General features: G+C 60.4%; 20 protein-coding genes. 9 read left to right on the forward strand and 11 right to left on the reverse strand.

Annotated features, from left to right (window positions below; genetic code table 11):
- Positions 1-95: 95 nt before the first annotated feature.
- The 4 genes from glpD to DNK59_RS01815 all read right to left on the reverse strand — a co-directional run bounded on the left by glpD (position 96) and on the right by DNK59_RS01815 (position 5,202).
- Positions 96-1,634 (reverse strand): glycerol-3-phosphate dehydrogenase, encoded by a 1,539-nt coding sequence (glpD, locus tag DNK59_RS01800; protein ID WP_110722094.1) that lies wholly within the window; start codon positions 1,632-1,634, stop codon positions 96-98.
- Positions 1,635-1,920: 286 nt separating this feature from the next.
- Positions 1,921-2,676, reverse strand: a complete 756-nt coding sequence (locus DNK59_RS01805) for a DeoR/GlpR family transcriptional regulator (protein WP_092310986.1) — start codon at positions 2,674-2,676, stop codon at positions 1,921-1,923.
- 95 nt (positions 2,677-2,771) lie between these two features.
- Entirely contained in the window at positions 2,772-4,277 is a 1,506-nt protein-coding gene (gene glpK / locus DNK59_RS01810; protein ID WP_092310989.1) for a glycerol kinase GlpK, read from the reverse strand.
- A 76-nt stretch (positions 4,278-4,353) separates the two neighbouring features.
- The gene (locus DNK59_RS01815; RefSeq protein ID WP_110722095.1) at positions 4,354-5,202 is read right to left on the reverse strand and encodes an MIP/aquaporin family protein; all 849 of its coding nucleotides are present in this window, start codon (positions 5,200-5,202) and stop codon (positions 4,354-4,356) included.
- Positions 5,203-5,571: 369 nt separating this feature from the next.
- Between DNK59_RS01815 and ybaK the strand changes: the two genes are divergently transcribed.
- Positions 5,572-6,042: a Cys-tRNA(Pro) deacylase gene (ybaK, locus tag DNK59_RS01820; RefSeq protein ID WP_110722096.1), complete on the forward strand. Its 471-nt coding sequence runs from the start codon at positions 5,572-5,574 to the stop codon at positions 6,040-6,042.
- Positions 6,043-6,159: 117 nt separating this feature from the next.
- The gene (locus DNK59_RS01825; protein ID WP_092310995.1) at positions 6,160-6,942 is read left to right on the forward strand and encodes a PhzF family phenazine biosynthesis protein; all 783 of its coding nucleotides are present in this window, start codon (positions 6,160-6,162) and stop codon (positions 6,940-6,942) included.
- A gap of 78 nt (positions 6,943-7,020) precedes the next feature.
- Here the strand turns inward: DNK59_RS01825 and DNK59_RS01830 are convergent, their stop codons facing one another.
- Together DNK59_RS01830 and argF are read right to left on the reverse strand one after the other, a co-directional pair.
- The gene (locus tag DNK59_RS01830) at positions 7,021-8,130 is read right to left on the reverse strand and encodes an ABC transporter ATP-binding protein (protein WP_110722097.1); all 1,110 of its coding nucleotides are present in this window, start codon (positions 8,128-8,130) and stop codon (positions 7,021-7,023) included.
- Positions 8,127-9,047 (reverse strand): ornithine carbamoyltransferase, encoded by a 921-nt coding sequence (gene argF / locus DNK59_RS01835; RefSeq protein WP_110722098.1) that lies wholly within the window; start codon positions 9,045-9,047, stop codon positions 8,127-8,129. The genes DNK59_RS01830 and argF overlap by 4 nt, the downstream gene beginning before the upstream one ends.
- 416 nt (positions 9,048-9,463) lie before the next feature.
- Here argF and DNK59_RS01840 point away from each other — a divergent pair, with 416 nt between their 5' ends.
- The 3 genes from DNK59_RS01840 (at position 9,464) to grxD (ending at position 12,433) form a co-directional block, all read left to right on the forward strand.
- Positions 9,464-9,754, forward strand: a complete 291-nt coding sequence (locus DNK59_RS01840; RefSeq protein WP_110722099.1) for a hypothetical protein — start codon at positions 9,464-9,466, stop codon at positions 9,752-9,754.
- A gap of 135 nt (positions 9,755-9,889) precedes the next feature.
- Positions 9,890-11,998, forward strand: a complete 2,109-nt coding sequence (locus tag DNK59_RS01845) for a molybdopterin oxidoreductase family protein (RefSeq protein WP_110722100.1) — start codon at positions 9,890-9,892, stop codon at positions 11,996-11,998.
- 96 nt (positions 11,999-12,094) lie between these two features.
- Positions 12,095-12,433, forward strand: a complete 339-nt coding sequence (gene grxD / locus DNK59_RS01850) for a Grx4 family monothiol glutaredoxin (RefSeq protein ID WP_011063114.1) — start codon at positions 12,095-12,097, stop codon at positions 12,431-12,433.
- Between the two features lie 79 nt (positions 12,434-12,512).
- On the opposite strand, the gene bfr is transcribed toward grxD, so the two are convergent.
- Together bfr and DNK59_RS01860 are read right to left on the reverse strand one after the other, a co-directional pair.
- Positions 12,513-12,986, reverse strand: a complete 474-nt coding sequence (gene bfr, locus DNK59_RS01855) for a bacterioferritin (RefSeq protein ID WP_092311010.1) — start codon at positions 12,984-12,986, stop codon at positions 12,513-12,515.
- Between the two features lie 212 nt (positions 12,987-13,198).
- Positions 13,199-13,417, reverse strand: coding sequence for a bacterioferritin-associated ferredoxin (locus DNK59_RS01860; RefSeq protein WP_011063112.1), 219 nt, complete (start codon positions 13,415-13,417; stop codon positions 13,199-13,201).
- A gap of 322 nt (positions 13,418-13,739) precedes the next feature.
- On the opposite strand from DNK59_RS01860, the gene DNK59_RS01865 reads away from it, so the two are divergent.
- Positions 13,740-14,342: a peroxiredoxin gene (locus tag DNK59_RS01865; RefSeq protein ID WP_011063111.1), complete on the forward strand. Its 603-nt coding sequence runs from the start codon at positions 13,740-13,742 to the stop codon at positions 14,340-14,342.
- Between the two features lie 77 nt (positions 14,343-14,419).
- On the opposite strand, the gene rnt is transcribed toward DNK59_RS01865, so the two are convergent.
- Both rnt and pyrC read right to left on the reverse strand, forming a co-directional pair.
- Entirely contained in the window at positions 14,420-15,091 is a 672-nt protein-coding gene (gene rnt, locus DNK59_RS01870; protein ID WP_110722101.1) for a ribonuclease T, read from the reverse strand.
- The gene (gene pyrC / locus DNK59_RS01875; protein WP_110722102.1) at positions 15,088-16,134 is read right to left on the reverse strand and encodes a dihydroorotase; all 1,047 of its coding nucleotides are present in this window, start codon (positions 16,132-16,134) and stop codon (positions 15,088-15,090) included. The genes rnt and pyrC overlap by 4 nt, the downstream gene beginning before the upstream one ends.
- A gap of 156 nt (positions 16,135-16,290) precedes the next feature.
- On the opposite strand from pyrC, the gene DNK59_RS01880 reads away from it, so the two are divergent.
- The 3 genes from DNK59_RS01880 (at position 16,291) to DNK59_RS01890 (ending at position 19,565) form a co-directional block, all read left to right on the forward strand.
- Positions 16,291-17,205, forward strand: coding sequence for an OmpA family protein (locus tag DNK59_RS01880; protein WP_110722103.1), 915 nt, complete (start codon positions 16,291-16,293; stop codon positions 17,203-17,205).
- A 129-nt stretch (positions 17,206-17,334) separates the two neighbouring features.
- On the forward strand, positions 17,335-18,552 hold the full coding sequence (locus tag DNK59_RS01885) for an argininosuccinate synthase (protein ID WP_016965323.1): 1,218 nt from the start codon (positions 17,335-17,337) through the stop codon (positions 18,550-18,552).
- Positions 18,553-18,938: 386 nt separating this feature from the next.
- Positions 18,939-19,565, forward strand: a complete 627-nt coding sequence (locus DNK59_RS01890) for a response regulator transcription factor (RefSeq protein WP_092311016.1) — start codon at positions 18,939-18,941, stop codon at positions 19,563-19,565.
- A gap of 135 nt (positions 19,566-19,700) precedes the next feature.
- Here DNK59_RS01890 and DNK59_RS01895 read toward each other — a convergent pair whose 3' ends face one another.
- Positions 19,701-19,880 (reverse strand): PA3496 family putative envelope integrity protein, encoded by a 180-nt coding sequence (locus tag DNK59_RS01895; protein WP_016965325.1) that lies wholly within the window; start codon positions 19,878-19,880, stop codon positions 19,701-19,703.
- Positions 19,881-19,890: the final 10 nt, after the last annotated feature.

The raw sequence follows: 19,890 nt of genomic DNA on the forward strand, positions 1-19,890 counted from the left end.
CGGTCGGCGCCGGCCGACGCGAGCGGCTGGCCAGGGTGGGGCACAAAAAAGCCCCTGGGCCTTCCGGCGCAGGGGCTTGGCTTGATCCGTGGCGTTCAGGCTGCCTTGATCTTGCCGCGATTGTCCTCGACCTTTTGCAGATAATCCCGCAACTGCTGTTGTTCGGCAGCGGTGGTGAACAAGCCCAGCTTGCTCCGGCGCCAGAGAATATCCTCGGCCTTGAGCGCCCATTCCTCGGCGCACAGATAATCCACTTCGCGGGTGTACAGGCCGCCCCCCAGGTGTTCACCCAGGTCATTGAGGTTGTGCACGCCTTCCAGCAGGCGCCAGGTGCGGCTGCCATAGGTGGTGGCCCAGCGGCGGGCGATCTGGCTGGGCACCCAGTCGAATTTCTTGCGGATGGCTTCCGCCAGGGCTTGCGGCGTGCTCATCTGCTCGCCGCCGGGCAGGGTGGCCTGAGCGGTCCAGCTCGGCTTGGCCTGCTTGAAGTAGGGAGCCAGTTGCGCCATGGCCGATTCTGCCAGCTTGCGGTAGGTGGTCAGCTTGCCGCCGAACACCGAGAGCAGCGGAGCTTCCTCGCCAGTGCCGGAAAGGGCCAGGGTGTAGTCGCGAGTCACCGCCGAAGGGTTGTCGGATTCGTCATTGCATAGCGGGCGAACACCGGAGTAGCTGTGCAGGATATCGCTGCGGCTCAGCTGCTTCTTGAAGTGCGCGTTGACCACCTGCAGCAGGTAGTCGGTTTCGCCTTCGGTGATTGCGACCTTGGCCGGGTCGCCGGTGTATTCCCGGTCGGTGGTGCCGATCAGGGTGAACTGATCGAGGTAGGGAATGGTGAAGACAATGCGCTGGTCCTCGTTCTGCAGGATGTGCGCGTGCTCGCCCTCGTACAGCCGGGGCACGATCAGGTGGCTGCCCTGGATCAGGCGGATGCCGTAAGGCGATTCCAGCTTCAGGTCATCCTTGATGAACTTGGCGACCCAGGGACCGGCCGCGTTCACCAGGGCCTTGGCGGTGATGGAGAACAGGCTGCCGTCGGCCCGTTCCAGTTCCAGTTGCCACAGGCCCTTGCTGCGCCGGGCGCTGACGCAACGGGTCTGGGTATGCACGTGGGCGCCGTGTTCGCGGGCGGCCATGGCGTTGAGCACTACCAGGCGGGCATCGTCGACCCAGCAGTCGGAGTATTCGAAGCCTTTGCTGATCTCGGCCTTCAGCGCGCTGTCGGCACCGAACTTCAGGCTGCGCGAACCGGCGAGTTTTTCCCGCTTGCCCAGGTGGTCATACAGGAACAGGCCGGCGCGAATCATCCACGCCGGGCGCAGGTGTGGCCGGTGCGGCAGGACAAAACGCATGGGTTTGACGATATGTGGCGCCTTGGCCAGCAGTACTTCGCGTTCGGCCAGGGCTTCGCGTACCAGGCGGAATTCGTAATGTTCGAGGTAGCGCAGGCCGCCGTGGATCAGCTTGCTGCTGGCCGACGACGTGTGGCTGGCCAGATCGTCCTTTTCGCAAAGGAACACGGACAAGCCGCGACCTGCCGCATCCGCGGCAATTCCAACACCATTGATCCCACCGCCGATGACGGCGATATCGTAAACCTCGGAGAGAGGGCGCGCGGGCAAGGTAGAAGTGGGCATCGACGGGCCTCGTGTTGCTTTGGTATTTGAATTCGAACATTAATGTTCATTTTCGAAAATACTAGCGCATAAAGAACCCTGCATCCAGCGTGTTTCGATTGAAAAAACTGATCGAAGCGGCTTTGGAAGATGGTTTTCGAACATTGTCAGGCGATTGATGCCGCGGTTGCAGCACGCCCGAAGGCTTGGAGCGCACCAGGCAGGTGCGCGGGGCAGGGGGGGGCTGTAGCGCCGCGCCATGGGCCGGCGCTGGAATCCGGCCTGCTTCGCCTTGCGGGAGGGGAGCTCAGACCACTTCGAGGCGGATCTTGTGCTGGTTGAGCAGTTGGCTCAGGGCCGGGACCGGTTGCTGATCGGTGACCAGGCAATCGATCAGGCTGATGGGGCCGAGGCGGATCATGGCGTTGCGCCCGAACTTGCTGGAGTCGGCGGCCAGGATCACTTGCCGGGCATTGGCGATGATCGCCTGGGACACCCGCACTTCCTGGTAGTCGAAGTCCAGCAGGCTGCCGTCCTCGTCGATGCCGCTGATGCCCACCAGGGCGAAGTCGACCTTGAACTGGTTGATGAAGTCGACGCTGGCCTGGCCTACCACGCCGCCGTCACGGCGCACATTGCCGCCGGTGAGCAGCACGTCGAAATCATCCTTGGCACTGAGCATCGAGGCCACGTGCAGGTTGTTGGTGATGATCTTCAGGTGGCTGTGGTTGAGCAGGGCACGGGCGATGGATTCGGTGGTGGTGCCGATGTTGATGAACAGCGAGGCGTGATCGGGGATCTGCGCGGCAACGGCTTCGCCGATGCGCTGCTTTTCGTCGCGCATCTGGTCGGCGCGCATGGCGTAGGCGGTGTTTTCTACGCTGGAGTCATAGGCCGCGCCGCCGTGGTAGCGACGCAGCAGATTGGCTTCCGCCAGTTGGTTGATATCGCGGCGGATGGTTTGCGGTGTCACAACGAACAGCTGGGCCAATTCCTCGATGCTGACGTAGCCGCGTTCGCGGACCAGATCGAGGATTTGCTGCTGACGGGGAGGCAGATTCATGGGGCTTCCTTTGGGCTGCCGTGCAAAATTTGCCCATGATGCCGCAGGAATCCCCTCCCTACCAGTTACAAGCGGTTACCTATCCACGGCTTGGCTTATTTGGCCTCTTCGTGAGGTTCCCAGTCGCGGGTGCGGCTGACTGCCTTCTTCCAGCCTGCGTACAGGCCTTCTTTTTCCGCTTCGCCCAGTTGTGGTTCGAACTCGCGCTCGATCACCGCCTTGCCCCGCAGTTCTTCCAGGCTGCCCCAGAAACCGCAGGCCAGGCCGGCCAGGTAGGCGGCGCCCAGGGCCGTGGTTTCGCGCATTTGCGGGCGCTCAACCTGGGTGCCGAGGATGTCGGCCTGGAACTGCATGAGGAAGTTGTTGGCCACGGCGCCGCCGTCCACGCGCAGGGCTTTGAGGCGTTCGCCGGAATCCTGCTGCATGGCGTCAAGCACGTCGCGGGTCTGGTAGGCGATGGATTCCAGGGCGGCGCGGATGATGTGGTCCACGCGCACGCCACGGGTCAGGCCGAACAATGCGCCACGGGCATAGGGGTCCCAGTAGGGCGCGCCGAGGCCGGTGAAGGCCGGCACCAGGTACACGCCATTGCTGTCCTTGACCTTGTTGGCGAAGTATTCGGTGTCGTGGGCGTCGTTGATGATCTTCAGCTCGTCACGCAGCCACTGCACGGTGGAGCCACCGTTGAACACAGCGCCTTCCAGGGCGTAGGCCACTTCGCCCCGTGGGCCGCAAGCGATGGTGGTGAGCATGCCGTGCTGGGATTTGACCGCCTTGTCGCCGGTGTTCATCAGCAGGAAGCAGCCGGTGCCGTAGGTGTTCTTGGCCTGGCCCGGCTCGACGCACATCTGGCCGAACAGCGCCGCTTGCTGGTCGCCGGCGATGCCGCCAATGGCGATGCCGCTCTTGGTCCGGCCGTAGATTTCCGACGAGGACTTCACTTCTGGAAGCATTTCCCGCGGGATGTCCAGCACCTCCAGCATCTTCGCGTCCCACTCCAGGGTGTGGATGTTGAAGAGCATGGTGCGCGAGGCGTTGGTGTAGTCGGTGACGTGGGTCTTGCCACCGGTGAATTTCCAGATCAGCCAACTGTCGATGGTGCCGAACAGCAGCTCGCCGCTGCGGGCGCGCTCGCGGCTGCCTTCGACGTTGTCGAGGATCCACTTGAGCTTGGTGCCGGAGAAATAGGGGTCGGTGACCAGACCGGTGGTTTCGCGAATGTAGTCTTCCAGGCCGTCGCGCTTGAGCTGCTGGCAGATTTCGGTGCTGCGCCGGCATTGCCAGACGATGGCGTTGTAGATCGGGCGGCCGGTGGTCTTGTCCCAGACCACGGTGGTTTCCCGCTGGTTGGTGATGCCGATGGCGGCTACCTGGTCGTGATGCAGGCCGGCTTGTGCCAGGGCCTCGACCATCACCGCGCTCTGGGTGGCGAAGATTTCCATGGGGTCATGTTCGACCCAGCCGGCTTGCGGATAGTGTTGGGCGAACTCGCGCTGGGCGGTGCACACCACGTTGGCGTCGCGGTCGAAAATGATCGCCCGGGAGCTGGTCGTACCCTGATCGAGGGCAATGATGTAGTTCTTATTCTGAATGTCGGTCATGTCGATTGCCTTGGACGAAATAAGGGAGAGAGAACTGGCGCGGGATCGATTCGGGCAGGATCACGCGCCGCTGGATTCAGGAAACTTTGATCTTGCCTTCGGCGGCCTGTTCGGCCTCAGGGGCTGGCGCCGCATTAGGCAGGTGGCGCGCGATCAATCCGCGATAGGCCGCTGCACCGAGGCAGGCACCCAGGATCGGCGCGAAGATCGGTACCAGGAAATACGGAATATCACGGCCGCCGGTGAAGGAAATTTCACCCCAGCCAGTGACGAACGTCATCAGTTTAGGTCCGAAGTCCCGCGCCGGGTTCATCGCAAAGCCGGTCAGCGGGCCCATGGAACTGCCGATCACGGCAATCAGCAGGCCGATCAGCAGAGGCGCCATGGCGCCGCGAGGCAGGCCATTGTTGTCATCGGTCAAGGACATGATCACGCCCATGAGAATCGCGGTGATCACCACTTCCACCAGGAACGCCTGGGCCGTGGACAGCGCCGGGTTGGGGAAGGTGGAGAAGACCGAGGCCAGTTCCAGGCTGGCCTGGGAACCACGGATCATCTGGTGAGCTTGTTCGAAATCGAAGAACAGGTTGCTGTACAGCGTGTAAACCAACAGCGCCGCGCAGAAGGCGCCCGCGACCTGGGCCAGGATGTAGAACGGCAGTTTGCGTTTTTCAAAATCGGCGAACAGGCACAGGGCGATGCTTACGGCCGGGTTCAGGTGGGCGCCGGAAACTCCGGCGGTCAGGTAGATCGCCATGCTCACGCCGACCCCCCAGATGATGCTGATTTCCCACAGGCCAAAGCTGGCCCCCGCGACCTTGAGCGCGGCGACACAGCCGGTGCCGAAGAAGATCAGCAGTGCAGTACCCAGAAACTCGGCGATGCATTGGCCCGATAGCGACGGTTGTTGCAGAGCAGTTGTCATGTGAACCTCGATTTTTGTTGTTGTCTGGCGCTGCTGCAAAAGGCATGGAGCGCGACTTCCAACGAAGACGGAATCCCCATTCCGGCTTCGTCTTGCTGCTGGGTACAGCCTTGTATCTACCGCATGATATTCAGAAACGAAAAAATATAGACAAGAAACACCGCTGTCAAAGGTCGAAAGTGAACGGCTGGTCATTTTATAGATATCAATCAAATGAATGATCCGGGGCTGCAGTCCCGGGAGTGACAGGTGGTGCTGCCCTGGTGTCCGTGGCCAGTGCTGATCGAGGCCTGGAATAGAGCCTTTTGTCGATTAATGGCCTAAAATCCGCGCGCTCGGTTTTGCCTTTTCGTCCCCCTTGGAGCTGCCATGACCCCTGCATTGGATCTGCTAAAAAAAGTTCGCGCCGAACATCGCATTCACAGTTACGAACATGATCCCAAGGCAGCTTCCTATGGTCTGGAGGCGGCGGAGAAGCTCAGTCTCGACCCGGCGCAAGTGTTCAAGACGCTGCTGGCCAGCAGCGAGAAGGGCGAATTGCTGGTGGCCGTGGTGCCGGTCGCCGGTAGCCTCGACTTGAAGGCCCTGGCCCACGCGGCCGGGGTGAAAAAAGCCGAAATGGCCGATCCGGCCGCTGCCCAGCGTGCCACCGGCTACCTCTTGGGGGGGATCAGCCCGTTGGGGCAGAAGAAGCGTCTGCGGACCTTCATCGACAGCAGTGCTCAGCCTTTGGCCAGTATTTTTGTCAGTGCCGGTCGTCGCGGACTGGAAGTGGAGCTGTCGGCAGCGGTGCTGGCCGAGCATACCCAGGCCAGGTTTGCCGACATCGGTCGCCCTTGAGCCCGGGCGGCGGTTGAACAGGCCGCTGCTGTATGCCGGAAAATCTTCTCGTCTGTGTCTGTCGCGCTCCCGGTCACGCAGGCCATGCTGGCCGCCGACGGATCAAGGAGAAGAGCTATGCAGCTTGAGTTTCAACAGATCGATGCATTCAGTGATCAACCCTTTGCCGGCAACCCGGCCATGGTCTACCGGCTTGATGCATGGCTTGACGACGCACTGATGCAGCAGATCGCCGCCGAGCACAATCTGGCGGAAACCGCGTTTGTGGTGCGCGAAACCCAAGGCTGGCGGATTCGCTGGTTCACCCCCGCCACCGAGGTGCCCCTGTGCGGGCATGCGACTCTGGCCAGTGCTTACGTGCTGTTCGAGGTGTATGGCGAGCCAGGGCAGCGCCTTGAGTTTCTCAGCCGCTCGGGGCCCTTGAGCGTTACCCGTGAGGGTGGCCTGTTGTGGCTGGACTTCCCTCTGCGCAGCCCTCGTCGCCAGGCCGATGCGGAGCAGGTGGCGCAGATACTCGGCGCCAGGGTCGTCGATCTGCAGGGTGCCAATGAGCTGTTGGCGGTGCTGGAGTCGGAGCAGGCGGTCCGTGATTGTCGGCCTGATCTGGCGGCACTGGCCAAGTTGCCCTGGCCGGGGGTGATTGTCACCGCGCGGGGCGAGCGGCATGACTTTGTCTCGCGGTATTTTGCTCCGGCCATCGGCATCGACGAGGATCCGGTGACCGGCTCGACCCATTGCTGCCTGACGCCTTACTGGGCGCAGCAATTGGATAAACAGCAGTTGAGCGCGTATCAGTGTTCGGCGCGAGGTGGGGCGTTGTTCTGTCGCTTGGAGGGAGAACGGGTGAAGATCGGTGGCCATGCACGGCTGATTGCCAGCGGGCATTTGCACCTGGAATGACTGCGCGGTGGTGGTTTCGCCGGCAAGCCGGCGCCTACAGTGTGCTGTTGTAGGCGCTGGCTTGCCGACGCAGGCGGCTCAGTGAGCGCTGCTGTAGCGCCGTACCCCGGAGTCGCTATGGGGCATCTGCGCCGCCGTGCTGCCTGAGGCCTGGAACAGCACCAGGTGTTCCGCCGCGACTCGAATGCCGACATCCGCTCCGACCTGATGGTCGGCGTGACTGGGGAAGATCGATTCCAGTTGGCTGCCGGTAGGCAATTGCAGGCGATACAGGGTCGAGGCGCCGAGGAAGGTCTTGCCGACCACCCGGGCTTTCAAGTCGCTGTCCGGCGCGTGGACGATGTCGTCCGGGCGCAGCAGGACGTCCACCGCGCCACCTGTCGGCCAGGTATAGGCCCGGTTACCCTGCAGTACACCCAGTTCGGTCTGCACCGATTCCGGCGTGTTCAGCTGGCCGCGAATGAAGTAGCCCTGGCCAATGAAGCTGGCGACAAAGGGCGTCTGTGGTTCGTGATAGAGGTTGTAGGGGGTGTCCCACTGCTCCAGGCGACCTTCCTTGAATACCCCGACCTGATCGCTCACGGCGAAGGCTTCTTCCTGATCGTGGGTGACCAGGATCGCGCTGGTGCCGCGGGCCTTGAGGATGTCGCGCACCTCGTGGCTGAGCTTGCGCCGCAGTTCGCCGTCCAGGTTGGAGAAGGGCTCGTCCAGCAGCAGCAATTGCGGCTCTGGCGCCAGGGCGCGAGCCAGCGCGACTCGCTGCTGCTGGCCGCCGGACAGTTCGTGGGGAAAGCGCTGGCCGAGGTTCTTCAGGTTGACCAGCTCCAGCAGTTCGGTGATCACTCGTTCTCTCTGCGGGTGCTTGCGAATGCCGAAAGCAATGTTGTCCGCCACGCTCAGGTGCGGGAACAGGGCATAGTCCTGAAACACCATGCCGATCCGGCGTTTCTCCGGGGCCAGGGTGAAACCTGCGCTGGATATGGTTTCGCCAGCCAGTTGGATCTCGCCTGCGTGCACCGGCTCGAACCCGGCAATGGCGCGCAGGGTGGTGGTCTTGCCACATCCTGATGAGCCCAGCAGGCAGCCGATGTCCCCGGCGTTGAGGTGCAGATTGAGGTCCTGCACCACGCGTTGGTCCTGGTAGCCGCAAGCCAGGTTGCGCAGGTTCAGCAGTAATGGCTGGCTCATGCGTGGTGGTACGCCGGCTCGACAAGGAACTCGAGCAGGGCCTTTTGCGCGTGCAGACGGTTTTCCGCCTGGTCCCAAGCCACTGAGCGAGGGTCGTCCAGTAGGTCGAGGCTGATTTCCTCGCCACGGTGGGCGGGCAGGCAGTGCATGAACACTACGTCCGGGGCGGCCAGGTCGAGCAGCGCGCGGCTGACCTGGAAGGGGGCAAACAGCTGAAGACGCTTGGCGGTTTCTTCTTCCTGGCCCATGGAGGTCCAGACGTCGGTGCTCACCAGATGGGCGCCGATCACGGCCTCGCGAGGATCGCGGACGATGGTCACGCGATCGCCGGCCTTGGCGATAAATTCTGCGTTGGGCTCGTAGCCTTCAGGACAGGCGATGCGCAGCTGGAAGTCGAACTGGATGGCCGCTTCTATATAGCTGTTGCACATGTTGTTGCCGTCACCGATCCAGGCCACGGTCTTGCCCTGGATCGAACCGCGGTGTTCGAGGAAGGTCTGCATGTCCGCCAGCAATTGGCAGGGGTGCAGGTCGTCGGACAGGCCGTTGATCACCGGCACCCGGGAATTGGCCGCGAACTCGGTCAGGGTGCTGTGGGCAAAGGTGCGGATCATCACCGCGTCGAGCATGCGCGACATGACGATGGCGCAGTCGCCGATCGGTTCGCCGCGACCCAGCTGAGTGTCCCGTGGCGAAAGGAAGATGGCCTGGCCGCCCAGCTGGATCATGCCGGCTTCGAAAGACAGTCGGGTACGGGTCGACGACTTCTCGAAAATCATGCCGAGTACACGATTTTTCAAAGGCTCGAAGAGTACGCCGCGGTTACGCAGGTCCTTCAGCTCGATGCCTCGACGAATCACACTGACCAGCTCTTCGGGCGTGCAATCCATCAGGGAGAGAAAGTGCCTTGCGCTCATCATTAACTACCTTTTTTGCAACGGACCGCAGATTCTCAAAGCCTTGTTTAATCGAACAACGGGCTGGACCTGCGGCGAAAGCCGCACGGGGCGACGAAATAGGGGAAGGCGCGATCTTATAATTAAATGTCGCGTCTTACCAATAGTGCTACGGCGTTCATGGGCATTCAGAGAGGCCAGGACGCGATTGCGCTGGCGCTTTTGAGACCGGTTTTCAGACAGCAGCCGGGCATTTGTACACTGCCCCGGCGCGGCTTGGCAATCGAGTGTGGCGCCGGCTGTGCGGCTGCGGTCGTTTTCTGACCTGTGGGCCGAGGTTCGCTGCGGGGGGAATCCGCGGCTTGGCAACTTGAAACATTTCCTAATGCAAAGTGCTGAGTTTATAAAGGCGAATCTGCGGCAAGGACAGGTGTGCGATGGAATCCAGGGAGCAACAACTGATGACGCTGTTGGGGCTCACGGCCCGGGCGCTTACGGATATGACCGCCTCGGTGACGGCCTTTTCTTTCGAGCTGCTGCGCAGCGAGGATCCGCTGACCCGCGCAGCCGCGCGCAAGATGATCGATCGGATGATGACCCTCAGTGCCGGGCTGGATGAGCATTGGCGACTGCTGGCCGAGTTGTCGGGTGTCCATGCCGAACAGGGCCCCATGGACGTCCCCCCGCAAATCTCCATGGATGGGCCGCCGCGCTTGCCGCCGAACTGACGGCCCTGATCATGGCCCAGGCTGATGGTCCTGAATTCATGGGGCGAACGTCGCTGGTGTCGGCCGAGGCCAGCCGCCATAGTTTTGGCTTCCTGCGGCCCTGTGCGGGGCGCCTTCAAACAAAAGAGACTGGCCATGACCAAGACTCTCCATCACCGTGCCTGCCACCTGTGCGAAGCCATCTGCGGCCTGACCCTGGAAATCACCGAAGAGCCGGGCAGCGTTCCACGCATTAGCTCGATCAAGGGCGACCCCCTGGACAGTTTCAGCCGTGGCCATGTCTGTCCCAAGGCCGTGGCCCTGCAGGATATCCAGAATGATCCCGATCGCCTGCGCCAGCCGGTGCGTCGTGTGGGCAACCAATGGCAGCCCATCGAGTGGGACGAGGCCTTTGCCCTGGTGGCCGAGCGGCTGGCGAGCATCCAGCAGCGCCATGGCAACAACGCCGTGGCGACCTACCAGGGCAATCCCAGCGTGCACAACTATGGGCTGATGACCCACAGCAATTACTTTCTCGGCCAGCTCAAGACCCGCAATCGCTTCTCGGCCACATCGGTCGATCAGTTGCCCCAGCACCTGACCAGTTACCTGATGTACGGCCACGGCCTGCTGTTGCCGATTCCGGATATCGATCACACCGATTTCATGCTGATCCTGGGCGGCAATCCCCTGGCATCCAACGGCAGCATCATGACCGTGCCGGATGTGGAGAAGCGCCTCAAGGCCATTCAGGCCCGTGGCGGCAAAGTGGTGGTGGTCGATCCCCGGCGCAGTGAAACCGCAGCGATGGCCGATCAGCACCTGTTTATCCGGCCGGGGGGCGATGTGGCGCTGCTGTTCGGTCTGCTCAACAGCATTTTCGACGCGGGGCTGACCCGCGACAGCCATTTGCCGGTGGATGGGCTGGCCGAGGTGCGCCAGGCGATTTCGCGGTTCACTGCCGAAGCCATGAGCCCGTTGTGCGCCATTCCGGCTGCGCAGATTCGTCAGCTGGCGCGGGATTTCGCCTCGGCGGACAAGGCGGTCTGTTACGGGCGCATGGGGGTGTCGACCCAGGCCTTCGGCACGCTGTGCCACTGGTTGCTGCAGTTGCTCAATCTGGTCACCGGCAACCTGGACCGGGTCGGTGGTGCCTTATGTACCCAGCCGGCGGTGGACCTGGTGGCGGCGACTTCGGGCGGTCATTTCAATGTCTGGCAGAGTCGGGTTTCCGGGCTTCCGGAGTACGGCGGCGAGCTGCCGGTATCGGCCCTGGCCGAAGAGATGCTCACCGAGGGTGAAGGTCAGGTGCGGGCCTTGATCACCGTGGCCGGCAATCCGGTGTTGTCTACGCCCAATGGCCGGCAGCTGGAGCAGGCCCTGGACGGGCTGGAGTTCATGCTGAGCATCGATCTGTATATCAATGAAACCACCCGTTATGCCGACCTGATCCTACCGTCCACCTCGGCTCTGGAGAATGATCACTACGACACCACTTTCAATCTGTTCGCGGTGCGCAATGTCAGTCGCTTCAATCGAGCGATTCTGCCCAAGCCTGAAGGGGCGCTGCATGACTGGGAGATCTTCGTCGGCCTGGCCAAGGCATTTGCCGCGCAGACCGCCAGCCCGTTGAAGCCGACCCTGGCACCCGCACAGATGATCGACATGGGCTTGCGCGCCGGGCCTTACGGCGATGCCTCGCCGCTCAAGCTGTCCCTGGCGACGCTGGACCAGCACCCCCATGGTATTGATCTTGGGGCGCTGCAGCCGAACCTGGCGGCTCGCTTGAAAACCGAGAATCGGCGGATCCAGGCCGCACCGGCGCCGATCATGGCCGATCTGCAGCGCTTTGCCGCGCTGAGTGCGCCATCTTTGGGCGAGTTGTTGCTGATTGGGCGTCGTCATGTGCGCAGCAATAACTCCTGGATGCATAACTATCACCGCCTGGTGAAGGGCAAGCCTCGCCATCAGTTATTGATGAATCCCGATGATCTGGCCCAGCGAGGCCTGAGTGATGGCCAGCGGGTGCGAGTCAGGTCCCGGGTGGGCGCGGTGGAGGTGGAAGTGCTGGCCAGCAGCGAGATGATGCCGGGCGTGGTAAGTCTGCCCCATGGCTGGGGGCACAGGCGTCCTGGTGTGCAGATGAGCATTGCCATGGAGCAGCCTGGATGCAGCGCCAATGACCTGACCGATGAGCGTCAGCTCGATGCGTTGTCCGGGAATGCGGCGTTGAATGGGGTGCCGGTGACTGTGGAGGCGGCCTGAGGTGTCTGTCGGAGAGGCCGAGCAGGGCGCTCAGGATTCCGTTACAATGCGCCACCGTGCCGACAACAGAGTCGGAAAGTTCAGCCGAGGTGTTCCATGGATATCATCGAAACTATTAAAGAGCAGATTGCCAACAACACCATTCTGCTCTACATGAAAGGCTCGCCGAATGCCCCGCAGTGTGGCTTCTCCGCAAAAGCCGCTCAGGCCGTAATGGGCTGTGGTGAGAAGTTCGCTTACGTGGACATCCTGCAAAACCCAGAGATTCGCGCCAACCTGCCCAAGTACGCCAACTGGCCAACTTTCCCACAACTGTGGGTGGCCGGTGAGTTGGTCGGCGGTAGCGACATCATGGCTGAAATGTTTGCCAATGGTGAGCTGCAGAGCCTGATCAAGGCTGCTGCCGAAAAAGCGGCTGCCAAGACCGAAGCCTGACGCGAACTGCTTATTCGCGTTCAATAAAAAGCCCCGCCTCTCTTACGAGGGCGGGGCTTTTTTATTGCTTGGGCGTTGGTTACTCGTCGCCCATTTGCGATTGCAGGTAGTTCTCGATACCCACTTTGTCGATCAGGCCCAGTTGGGTTTCCAGCCAGTCGATGTGTTCTTCTTCGGATTCCAGAATGTCTTCCAGCAGTTCACGGCTGCCGAAGTCGCCAACCGATTCACAATGAGCGATGGCAACCTTGAGGTCGGCGTGGCCGGTGCGTTCGATGCGCAGGTCGCACTCGAGCATTTCCTTGGTGTGTTCGCCGATGTGCAACTTGCCCAGGTCCTGGACGTTGGGCAGGCCTTCGAGGAAAAGGATGCGCTTGATCAGCTTGTCCGCATGCTTCATCTCGTCGATGGATTCGTGGTACTCGTGCTTGCCCAGCTTGTTCAGGCCCCAGTCTTCATACATGCGTGCATGCAGGAAGTACTGATTGATCGCGACCAGTTCATTGGCAAGGATTTTATTGAGATGCTGGATGACTGTAATGTCGCCTTTCATGTTGGGGTCCTGCCCTTTAATTAGTGAAATAAGAGCAGAGTCTGAGCCGCACAAACATTACTGTCAAACCTAAGTTATTGAATAATATATGAAAATTAATCGGAATAAGAATGTTTGTGTTCCGCGTTTTGCACCTAAGCGATTGAATTACAGACATAAAAAAACCGGGCGCTAGGTCCGGTTGTTTCAAATGCAGCTATTTATTCGGCACATCAAGCAACATTAAATTCCACGGGGTAGGGAATGGCTGCTTGGCTGCTCTGCAATTCGGTCAGGGTTTCGCGAACCACTTGTTTGGCCAGGCACGCGCATTTGCCGCATTGGCTGGCGACGCCGGTGGCCTGGCGCACTTCACGGTAGCTGCAGCAACCTTCGTAGATCGCTTCGCGAATTTGTCCGTCGGTGACACCGGTGCAGAGGCAGACATACATAGGATGAGAACCGTCGCTGGTTAGGGCTCAATTGCGATGGATCTTAATGTTAACGAGAATGATTGTCAAAGTGGTTTCGGCCGCCTTTGCGGTCGTTTTATCCCGGGGTGACGAACGGTTTTGTTAGCGATGGTGACAGATGATTCGCATTTTCTGCTTTGTGAGCCGGGCTGACGAAAAACCGTTAAGGACAGCTCAAAGACGCGGTGTATGATGGTCGGTCCTTGCGAAGCGGGGTCGGGTCACAGAGCTGTCGCATCTGCGTGGCAGACTCAAGGCCAATCCCCTTCTTCATTACTACGTCCACACCAGGAGATATCCAATGAGCGTACTCGTAGGCAAACAAGCCCCTGACTTCACCGTACCGGCCGTTCTCGGCAATGGCGAAATCGTCGACAGCTTCACCCTGTCCTCGGCCATCAAAGGCAAATACGGCCTGGTGTTCTTCTACCCACTGGACTTCACCTTCGTTTGCCCGTCCGAGCTGATCGCTCTGGACCACCGCATGGCCGACTTCAAGGCTCGCAACGTAGAAGTGATCGCTGTTTCCATCGACTCGCACTTCACCCACAACGCCTGGCGTAACACCCCGATCAATGCCGGCGGCATCGGTCAGGTTCAATACATCATGGCTGCTGACATGAAGCATGAGATCGCCAAGGCCTATGACGTCGAGTCCGAAGGTGGCGTGGCGTTCCGTGGCGCATTCCTGATCGACGACAAAGGTGTTGTCCGTTCGCAGATCGTCAACGACCTGCCGCTGGGCCGCAACATGGAAGAGCTGATCCGTCTGGTCGACGCTCTGCAATTCCACGAAGAGCACGGCGAAGTCTGCCCTGCCAACTGGAAGAAAGGCGACAAGGGCATGACCGCCTCCCCAGAAGGCGTTGCTGCTTACCTGAGCGAGAACGCCGGCAAGCTGTAAGCTTGGCGTCACGCATAAAAAAACCGGCCTCAGGGCCGGTTTTTTTATGCGGGCGATTCAACTCGACCAGGGAACGATCAGTCGTCGAAATCCTGCCAGCCGCCCATTTGCTTCCAGCGGTTGACGATGCCGCAGAACAGTTCGGCGGTCTTTTCCGTGTCGTAGCGGGCCGAGTGGGCCTCACGACCGTCGAAGTCGATATCCGCGCTTTGACAGGCCTTGGCCAGAACGGTCTGGCCGTAAGCCAGGCCAGCCAGGGTGGCGGTGTCGAAGCTGGAGAACGGGTGGAACGGGTTGCGCTTCATGTCCAGTCGCGCTACGGCGGCGTTGAGGAAGCCCAGGTCGAAACTGCTGTTGTGGCCTACCAGGATCGCGCGTTTGCAGCCGTTGGCTTTCAGCGCCTTGCGCACGCCGCGGAAAATATCCGTGAGGGCGGTTTCTTCGCTGACGGCCATGCGCAGAGGATGGTCGAGCTTGATCCCGGTGAACTCCAGGGCCGCGGCTTCAATGTTCGCGCCTTCAAAAGGCTCGACACGGAAGAAATAGGTGTGTTCGGGGAACACAAAGCCCTTTTCGTCCATGCCAATGGTGGTCGCGGCAATCTCCAGCAGGGCATCGGTGGCCGAGTTGAACCCCCCGGTTTCTACGTCGACGACTACCGGCAGGTAACCGCGAAAGCGCGCCGCCATCGGATGGCGGGGGCCGCCACTGCTGCCGTCTTGTTCGTCGTCGAAATGGTCGTCACTCACGAGTGATCCTCCAGCAGGCGCCAGCGCAGTTTTTCACCGGCGCGCAGCGGAATGACAGTCAGCTCGCCGAACGGCAGGCTGGCGGGGGCGGTCCATTCTTCACGAACCAGGGTGATGCGATCGGTGTTGGCCGGCAGGCCGTAGAAGCGCGGACCGTTGAGGCTGGCAAAGGCTTCCAGCTTGTCCAGGGCATTGCGCTGTTCGAACGCTTCGGCATACAGCTCGATCGCGGCGTAGGCGCTGTAGCAGCCGGCACAACCGCAAGCGGCTTCCTTGGCATGCTGGGCGTGGGGCGCGGAGTCGGTGCCGAGGAAGAATTTCTGGCTGCCGCTGGTGGCCGCATCCAGCAGGGCTTCCTGGTGGGTGTTGCGCTTGAGGATCGGCAGGCAATAGAAGTGCGGACGAATACCGCCCACCAGCATGTGGTTGCGGTTGTACAGCAGGTGGTGCGCGGTGATGGTGGCGCCGACGTTGGCCGAAGCCTCGTTGACGAACTGCACGGCTTCACCGGTGGTGATGTGCTCGAACACCACTTTCAGGCTGGGGAAGCGCTCGACCACACGACGCATGTGCTCGTCGATGAAGATTTTCTCGCGGTCGAAGACGTCGACCTCGCCACGGGTCACCTCACCGTGGATCAGCAGCGGCAGGCCGACTTCGGCCATGGTTTCGAGCACCGGGAAGATCTTGTCGATGCTGGTCACGCCCGAATCCGAGTTGGTGGTCGCACCGGCCGGATACAGCTTGGCGGCGTGCACGAAGCCACAGGCCTTGGCCGCGCGGATCTCGTCCGGCTGGGTGCGGTCGGTCAGGTAGAGCACCATCAGCGGCTCGAAGCGGCTGCCGGCCGGGCGCGCAGCGAGAATGCGCTGGCGATAGGCGTCGGCTTCCACGGCGTTGCGCACCGGAGGTACCAGGTTGGGCATGATGATGGCGCGGCCAAAGGTGCGCGCGACATCTGCGACTGTATTGGGCAACACGGCACCATCGCGAAGATGAATATGCCAGTCGTCGGGACGCAGCAGGGTCAGGCGGTCGGACATTGGAGGTTCCAGGCGGGTAAAACTCGGGGGAATGCTACCGGAAAAGACTCTTCCAGGCACTCGCTATCAAGTTTTGCGACGAGCAACCGATATCCCGAAGGTATGGCGTATTAACGCCTGTCGATTTTTATGTTGTACACGTCAGTGGAGCCTCCCGTGCGCCAGCGTTATCTAGCCTTGCTCAGTGTGTTTGCCAGCCTGCCCGCGATGGCTCTCACTTTCCAGACCCGTCTGGAGAGCATTGAGTGGACGGTCGAAGGTGACAAATTCGAGTGCCGCCTGATCCAACCGGTGACCGATTTCGGTTCCGGCGAGTTCGTTCGCCGCGCCGGCGAGCAGGCGATCTTCCGTCTCAAGAGCTTCAACCCGATGCAGGCGGGGGGCTCGGCGACTCTACTGGCGGCGGCGGCTCCCTGGCAGCCGGGACGGGGCGACATCAACCTCGGAGCGGTCAAGGCCGGCACCGATGGAGTGCTGTTCAACAGCAACCAGATGCAGGCCGGGCGCCTGATCATCGGGCTGCTGGAGGGGCGCAGCCCTGTGGTGCGCAATTATTCCCGTGAGGGCGGAGTGTCCGAAGTGCGCCTGTTGCCGGTGAAGTTCAGCAAGGCGTATGGCGACTATCAAAGCTGCATGGCCAAGCTGCTGCCGATGAACTACGAGCAGGTGAAACAGGGCGAGATCGGTTTTCCGGGAGGGGGTATCGAGCTCGATGCCCGGGCCAAGGCCAAGCTGCAGGTGATGGTGGACTTCATCAAGGCCGACCCGACGGTCAACCACGTTGAACTCGATGGCCACTCGGACAACAGCGGCAATCGCCTGACCAACCGTGACCTGTCCCGTCGTCGTGCCCTGGCGGTAATGGAGTTCTTCAAGGCCAACGGCCTGGCGGAAAACCAGATCGTGGTGCGCTTCCATGGCGAGCGTTACCCTCTGGCGCCCAACACCAATGCCGCCAACCGGGCGAAGAACCGTCGGGTCAACGTGCATCTGGAGCGGGTAGCACCCACCGAGAAGCCGACTCCAGCGCCCCAGGCCGCCTCTGGCTCCAGCGCTGCTGCGACCTCCTGATACGGCTGTCATCGTCGCGCGCTCGACATAATCTGTCGCTTGGTCGTCATAAGCTGTCGCGCCACTGTAAATTATCCGCGTGGATCGGTAGACTTGGCGGCTTTCCGTACAACCCCGTGGAGTGATGGCATGGCGGACGTTAACAAGGTCGTTCTGGCGTATTCGGGCGGCCTGGACACTTCGGTGATCCTCAAGTGGCTGCAGGATACTTACAACTGTGAAGTAGTGACTTTCACTGCTGACCTGGGCCAAGGCGAAGAGGTCGAGCCGGCCCGCGCCAAGGCGCAAGCCATGGGCGTCAAAGAGATCTACATCGACGATCTGCGCGAAGAGTTCGTGCGTGATTTCGTCTTCCCGATGTTCCGAGCCAACACCGTCTACGAAGGCGAGTACCTGCTGGGTACTTCCATCGCTCGTCCGTTGATCGCCAAGCGTCTGATCGAGATCGCCAACGAAACCGGCGCCGACGCCATTTCCCATGGTGCTACCGGCAAGGGCAATGACCAGGTGCGTTTCGAGCTGGGCGCCTATGCCCTCAAGCCGGGCGTGAAAGTGATCGCTCCCTGGCGTGAGTGGGACCTGCTGTCCCGCGAGAAGCTGATGGATTACGCCGAGAAGCATGGCATTCCAATCGAGCGTCACGGCAAGAAGAAGTCGCCGTACTCGATGGACGCCAACCTGCTGCACATCTCCTATGAAGGCGGCGTGCTGGAAGACACCTGGACCGAGCACGAAGAAGACATGTGGCGCTGGACCGTCTCCCCGGAGAAGGCTCCTGATACCCCGCAGTACCTGGAACTGACCTACCGCAACGGTGACATCGTCGCCATCGACGGCGTGGAAATGACCCCGGCTACCGTGCTGGCGACCTTGAACCGCATTGGTGGCGAACACGGCATCGGTCGTCTGGACATCGTCGAGAACCGTTACGTCGGCATGAAGTCCCGTGGCTGCTACGAGACTCCGGGCGGCACCATCATGCTGCGTGCCCACCGCGCGATCGAGTCCATCACCCTGGACCGCGAAGTGGCTCACCTCAAAGACGAGTTGATGCCCAAGTACGCCAGCCTGATCTACACCGGCTACTGGTGGAGCCCTGAGCGCCTGATGCTGCAACAGATGATCGACGCTTCCCAGGCTCACGTGAACGGTGTAGTGCGCCTGAAACTGTACAAGGGCAACGTGATCGTGACCGGTCGCAAGTCCGATGAGTCGCTGTTCGACGCCAACATCGCCACCTTCGAAGAAGACGGCGGTGCTTACAATCAGGCGGACGCAGCTGGCTTCATCAAGCTCAACGCCCTGCGCATGCGTATTGCCGCCAACAAGGGACGGACTCTGATCTGATCCCGAGTTGTTGAGAAAGAGCCCCGCTATATGCGGGGCTTTTTCTTGCCTTCGATTAAGTCAGCGGCGTGTTGCTGTAGACCAGCGGTTTGATAGAGAAGTTGATTGAACAGAATGAAGTTAGTGATGGCGGACTTGGCCACGCTTGTCGCTGAAAAAGATGGTTGGGTCTGCGAATTTTTAGTACGAAAAGTAGCTGATTTGAAGATTAATCCTAAGCGTCTTTTCCCTTGAACGACCTTTATCTAATTTATTTTGTAAGGTAAATCGGTATTGTTTGTAAGGATCGTCCTCGTAGGGTCGTAGCCCCTTTTGGCACGGTGTCAGAGTCAATTCTCTGGGGTATTGTGCGGGCTCTAAAAAACTCTAAGTACCTGGATGGACCTATGAAAAGAGTATTGATCGTGGACGATCATCCTGTTGTTCGCCTCGCTGTTCGCATGCTGATGGAACGTCATGGTTTTGAAGTAGTAGCCGAAGCAGATAACGGCACGGACGCATTAAAGCTGGCTCTTGAATATCTTCCCGATATCTTGATTCTGGATATTGGCATACCGCAACTTGATGGACTTGAAGTTATAGCTCGCCTCATGTTCAGAAGTTTGCCGATCAAGATCCTGGTGTTGACGCTGCAAGCGCCAGGGCCCTTTTCCATGCGCTGCATGCAGGCCGGCGCCGCCGGTTACGTGTGCAAGCAGCAGGACATTACCGAACTGATCAGTGCGGTACGGGCGGTACTGGCGGGCTACAGCTACTTTCCCAACGAGGCGTTGCACACTTTTCGTTCCAGTCAGGGCATCAGCAGCGAGGAAGAAATGATCGAGCTTCTTTCCGGACGTGAGTTGATCGTATTGAAGCAGCTCACCAACGGCATGAGTAACAAGGAGATCGCTGAAGGCCTGTGCCTGAGCAACAAGACGGTCAGTACTTACAAGCGACGGTTATTGGCCAAGCTCAATGCGCGCTCACTGGTTGACCTGATCGAGTTTGCCCAGCGCCATCAGTTGGTCTGAGTCTTGTCGTCCGAGATGGTGCTGGACTGTCAGGCCTGAAAGTACGGATAAGGCCGGTCATGCCGGGAGGCTGACCGGCCGGACATGACGGCAAGACAGGCACAAAAAAACCTCCGTATGGAGGTTCTTTTGCGACTAAAGGTCAAAGTCGTAATCGGCCAGTTGTTTCTGCAGACGCCGCTCTTCCAGAAGATTGTCGATGGTGCGGCGCTTGCTCAGATTGGTTTTCGCCACTTCGACCACCGGTTCGACATCGTCTGTTTCCGCGGCGATGAAGTCTTCTTCTACGTCCAGTTGTTCTTTGCCAGTGCTCATAAGGTCAACT

Origin of the sequence: Pseudomonas sp. TKO26 (assembly GCF_003225665.1) — a bacterium.
In the GTDB taxonomy this organism is placed as follows: Bacteria; Pseudomonadota; Gammaproteobacteria; order Pseudomonadales; family Pseudomonadaceae; genus Aquipseudomonas; species Aquipseudomonas saponiphila.

Coding starts and splice junctions, on each gene's coding strand:
- glpD (WP_110722094.1), bottom strand. CDS start 1,634: ATGCCCACTTCTACCTTGCCCGCGCGCCCTCTCTCCGAGGTTTACGAT.
- DNK59_RS01805 (WP_092310986.1), bottom strand. CDS start 2,676: ATGAATCTGCCTCCCCGTCAGCAGCAAATCCTCGATCTGGTCCGCGAA.
- glpK (WP_092310989.1), bottom strand. CDS start 4,277: ATGACCGACATTCAGAATAAGAACTACATCATTGCCCTCGATCAGGGT.
- DNK59_RS01815 (WP_110722095.1), bottom strand. CDS start 5,202: ATGACAACTGCTCTGCAACAACCGTCGCTATCGGGCCAATGCATCGCC.
- ybaK (WP_110722096.1), top strand. CDS start 5,572: ATGACCCCTGCATTGGATCTGCTAAAAAAAGTTCGCGCCGAACATCGC.
- DNK59_RS01825 (WP_092310995.1), top strand. CDS start 6,160: ATGCAGCTTGAGTTTCAACAGATCGATGCATTCAGTGATCAACCCTTT.
- DNK59_RS01830 (WP_110722097.1), bottom strand. CDS start 8,130: ATGAGCCAGCCATTACTGCTGAACCTGCGCAACCTGGCTTGCGGCTAC.
- argF (WP_110722098.1), bottom strand. CDS start 9,047: ATGAGCGCAAGGCACTTTCTCTCCCTGATGGATTGCACGCCCGAAGAG.
- DNK59_RS01840 (WP_110722099.1), top strand. CDS start 9,464: ATGGAATCCAGGGAGCAACAACTGATGACGCTGTTGGGGCTCACGGCC.
- DNK59_RS01845 (WP_110722100.1), top strand. CDS start 9,890: ATGACCAAGACTCTCCATCACCGTGCCTGCCACCTGTGCGAAGCCATC.
- grxD (WP_011063114.1), top strand. CDS start 12,095: ATGGATATCATCGAAACTATTAAAGAGCAGATTGCCAACAACACCATT.
- bfr (WP_092311010.1), bottom strand. CDS start 12,986: ATGAAAGGCGACATTACAGTCATCCAGCATCTCAATAAAATCCTTGCC.
- DNK59_RS01860 (WP_011063112.1), bottom strand. CDS start 13,417: ATGTATGTCTGCCTCTGCACCGGTGTCACCGACGGACAAATTCGCGAA.
- DNK59_RS01865 (WP_011063111.1), top strand. CDS start 13,740: ATGAGCGTACTCGTAGGCAAACAAGCCCCTGACTTCACCGTACCGGCC.
- pyrC (WP_110722102.1), bottom strand. CDS start 16,134: ATGTCCGACCGCCTGACCCTGCTGCGTCCCGACGACTGGCATATTCAT.
- DNK59_RS01885 (WP_016965323.1), top strand. CDS start 17,335: ATGGCGGACGTTAACAAGGTCGTTCTGGCGTATTCGGGCGGCCTGGAC.
- DNK59_RS01890 (WP_092311016.1), top strand. CDS start 18,939: ATGAAAAGAGTATTGATCGTGGACGATCATCCTGTTGTTCGCCTCGCT.
- DNK59_RS01895 (WP_016965325.1), bottom strand. CDS start 19,880: ATGAGCACTGGCAAAGAACAACTGGACGTAGAAGAAGACTTCATCGCC.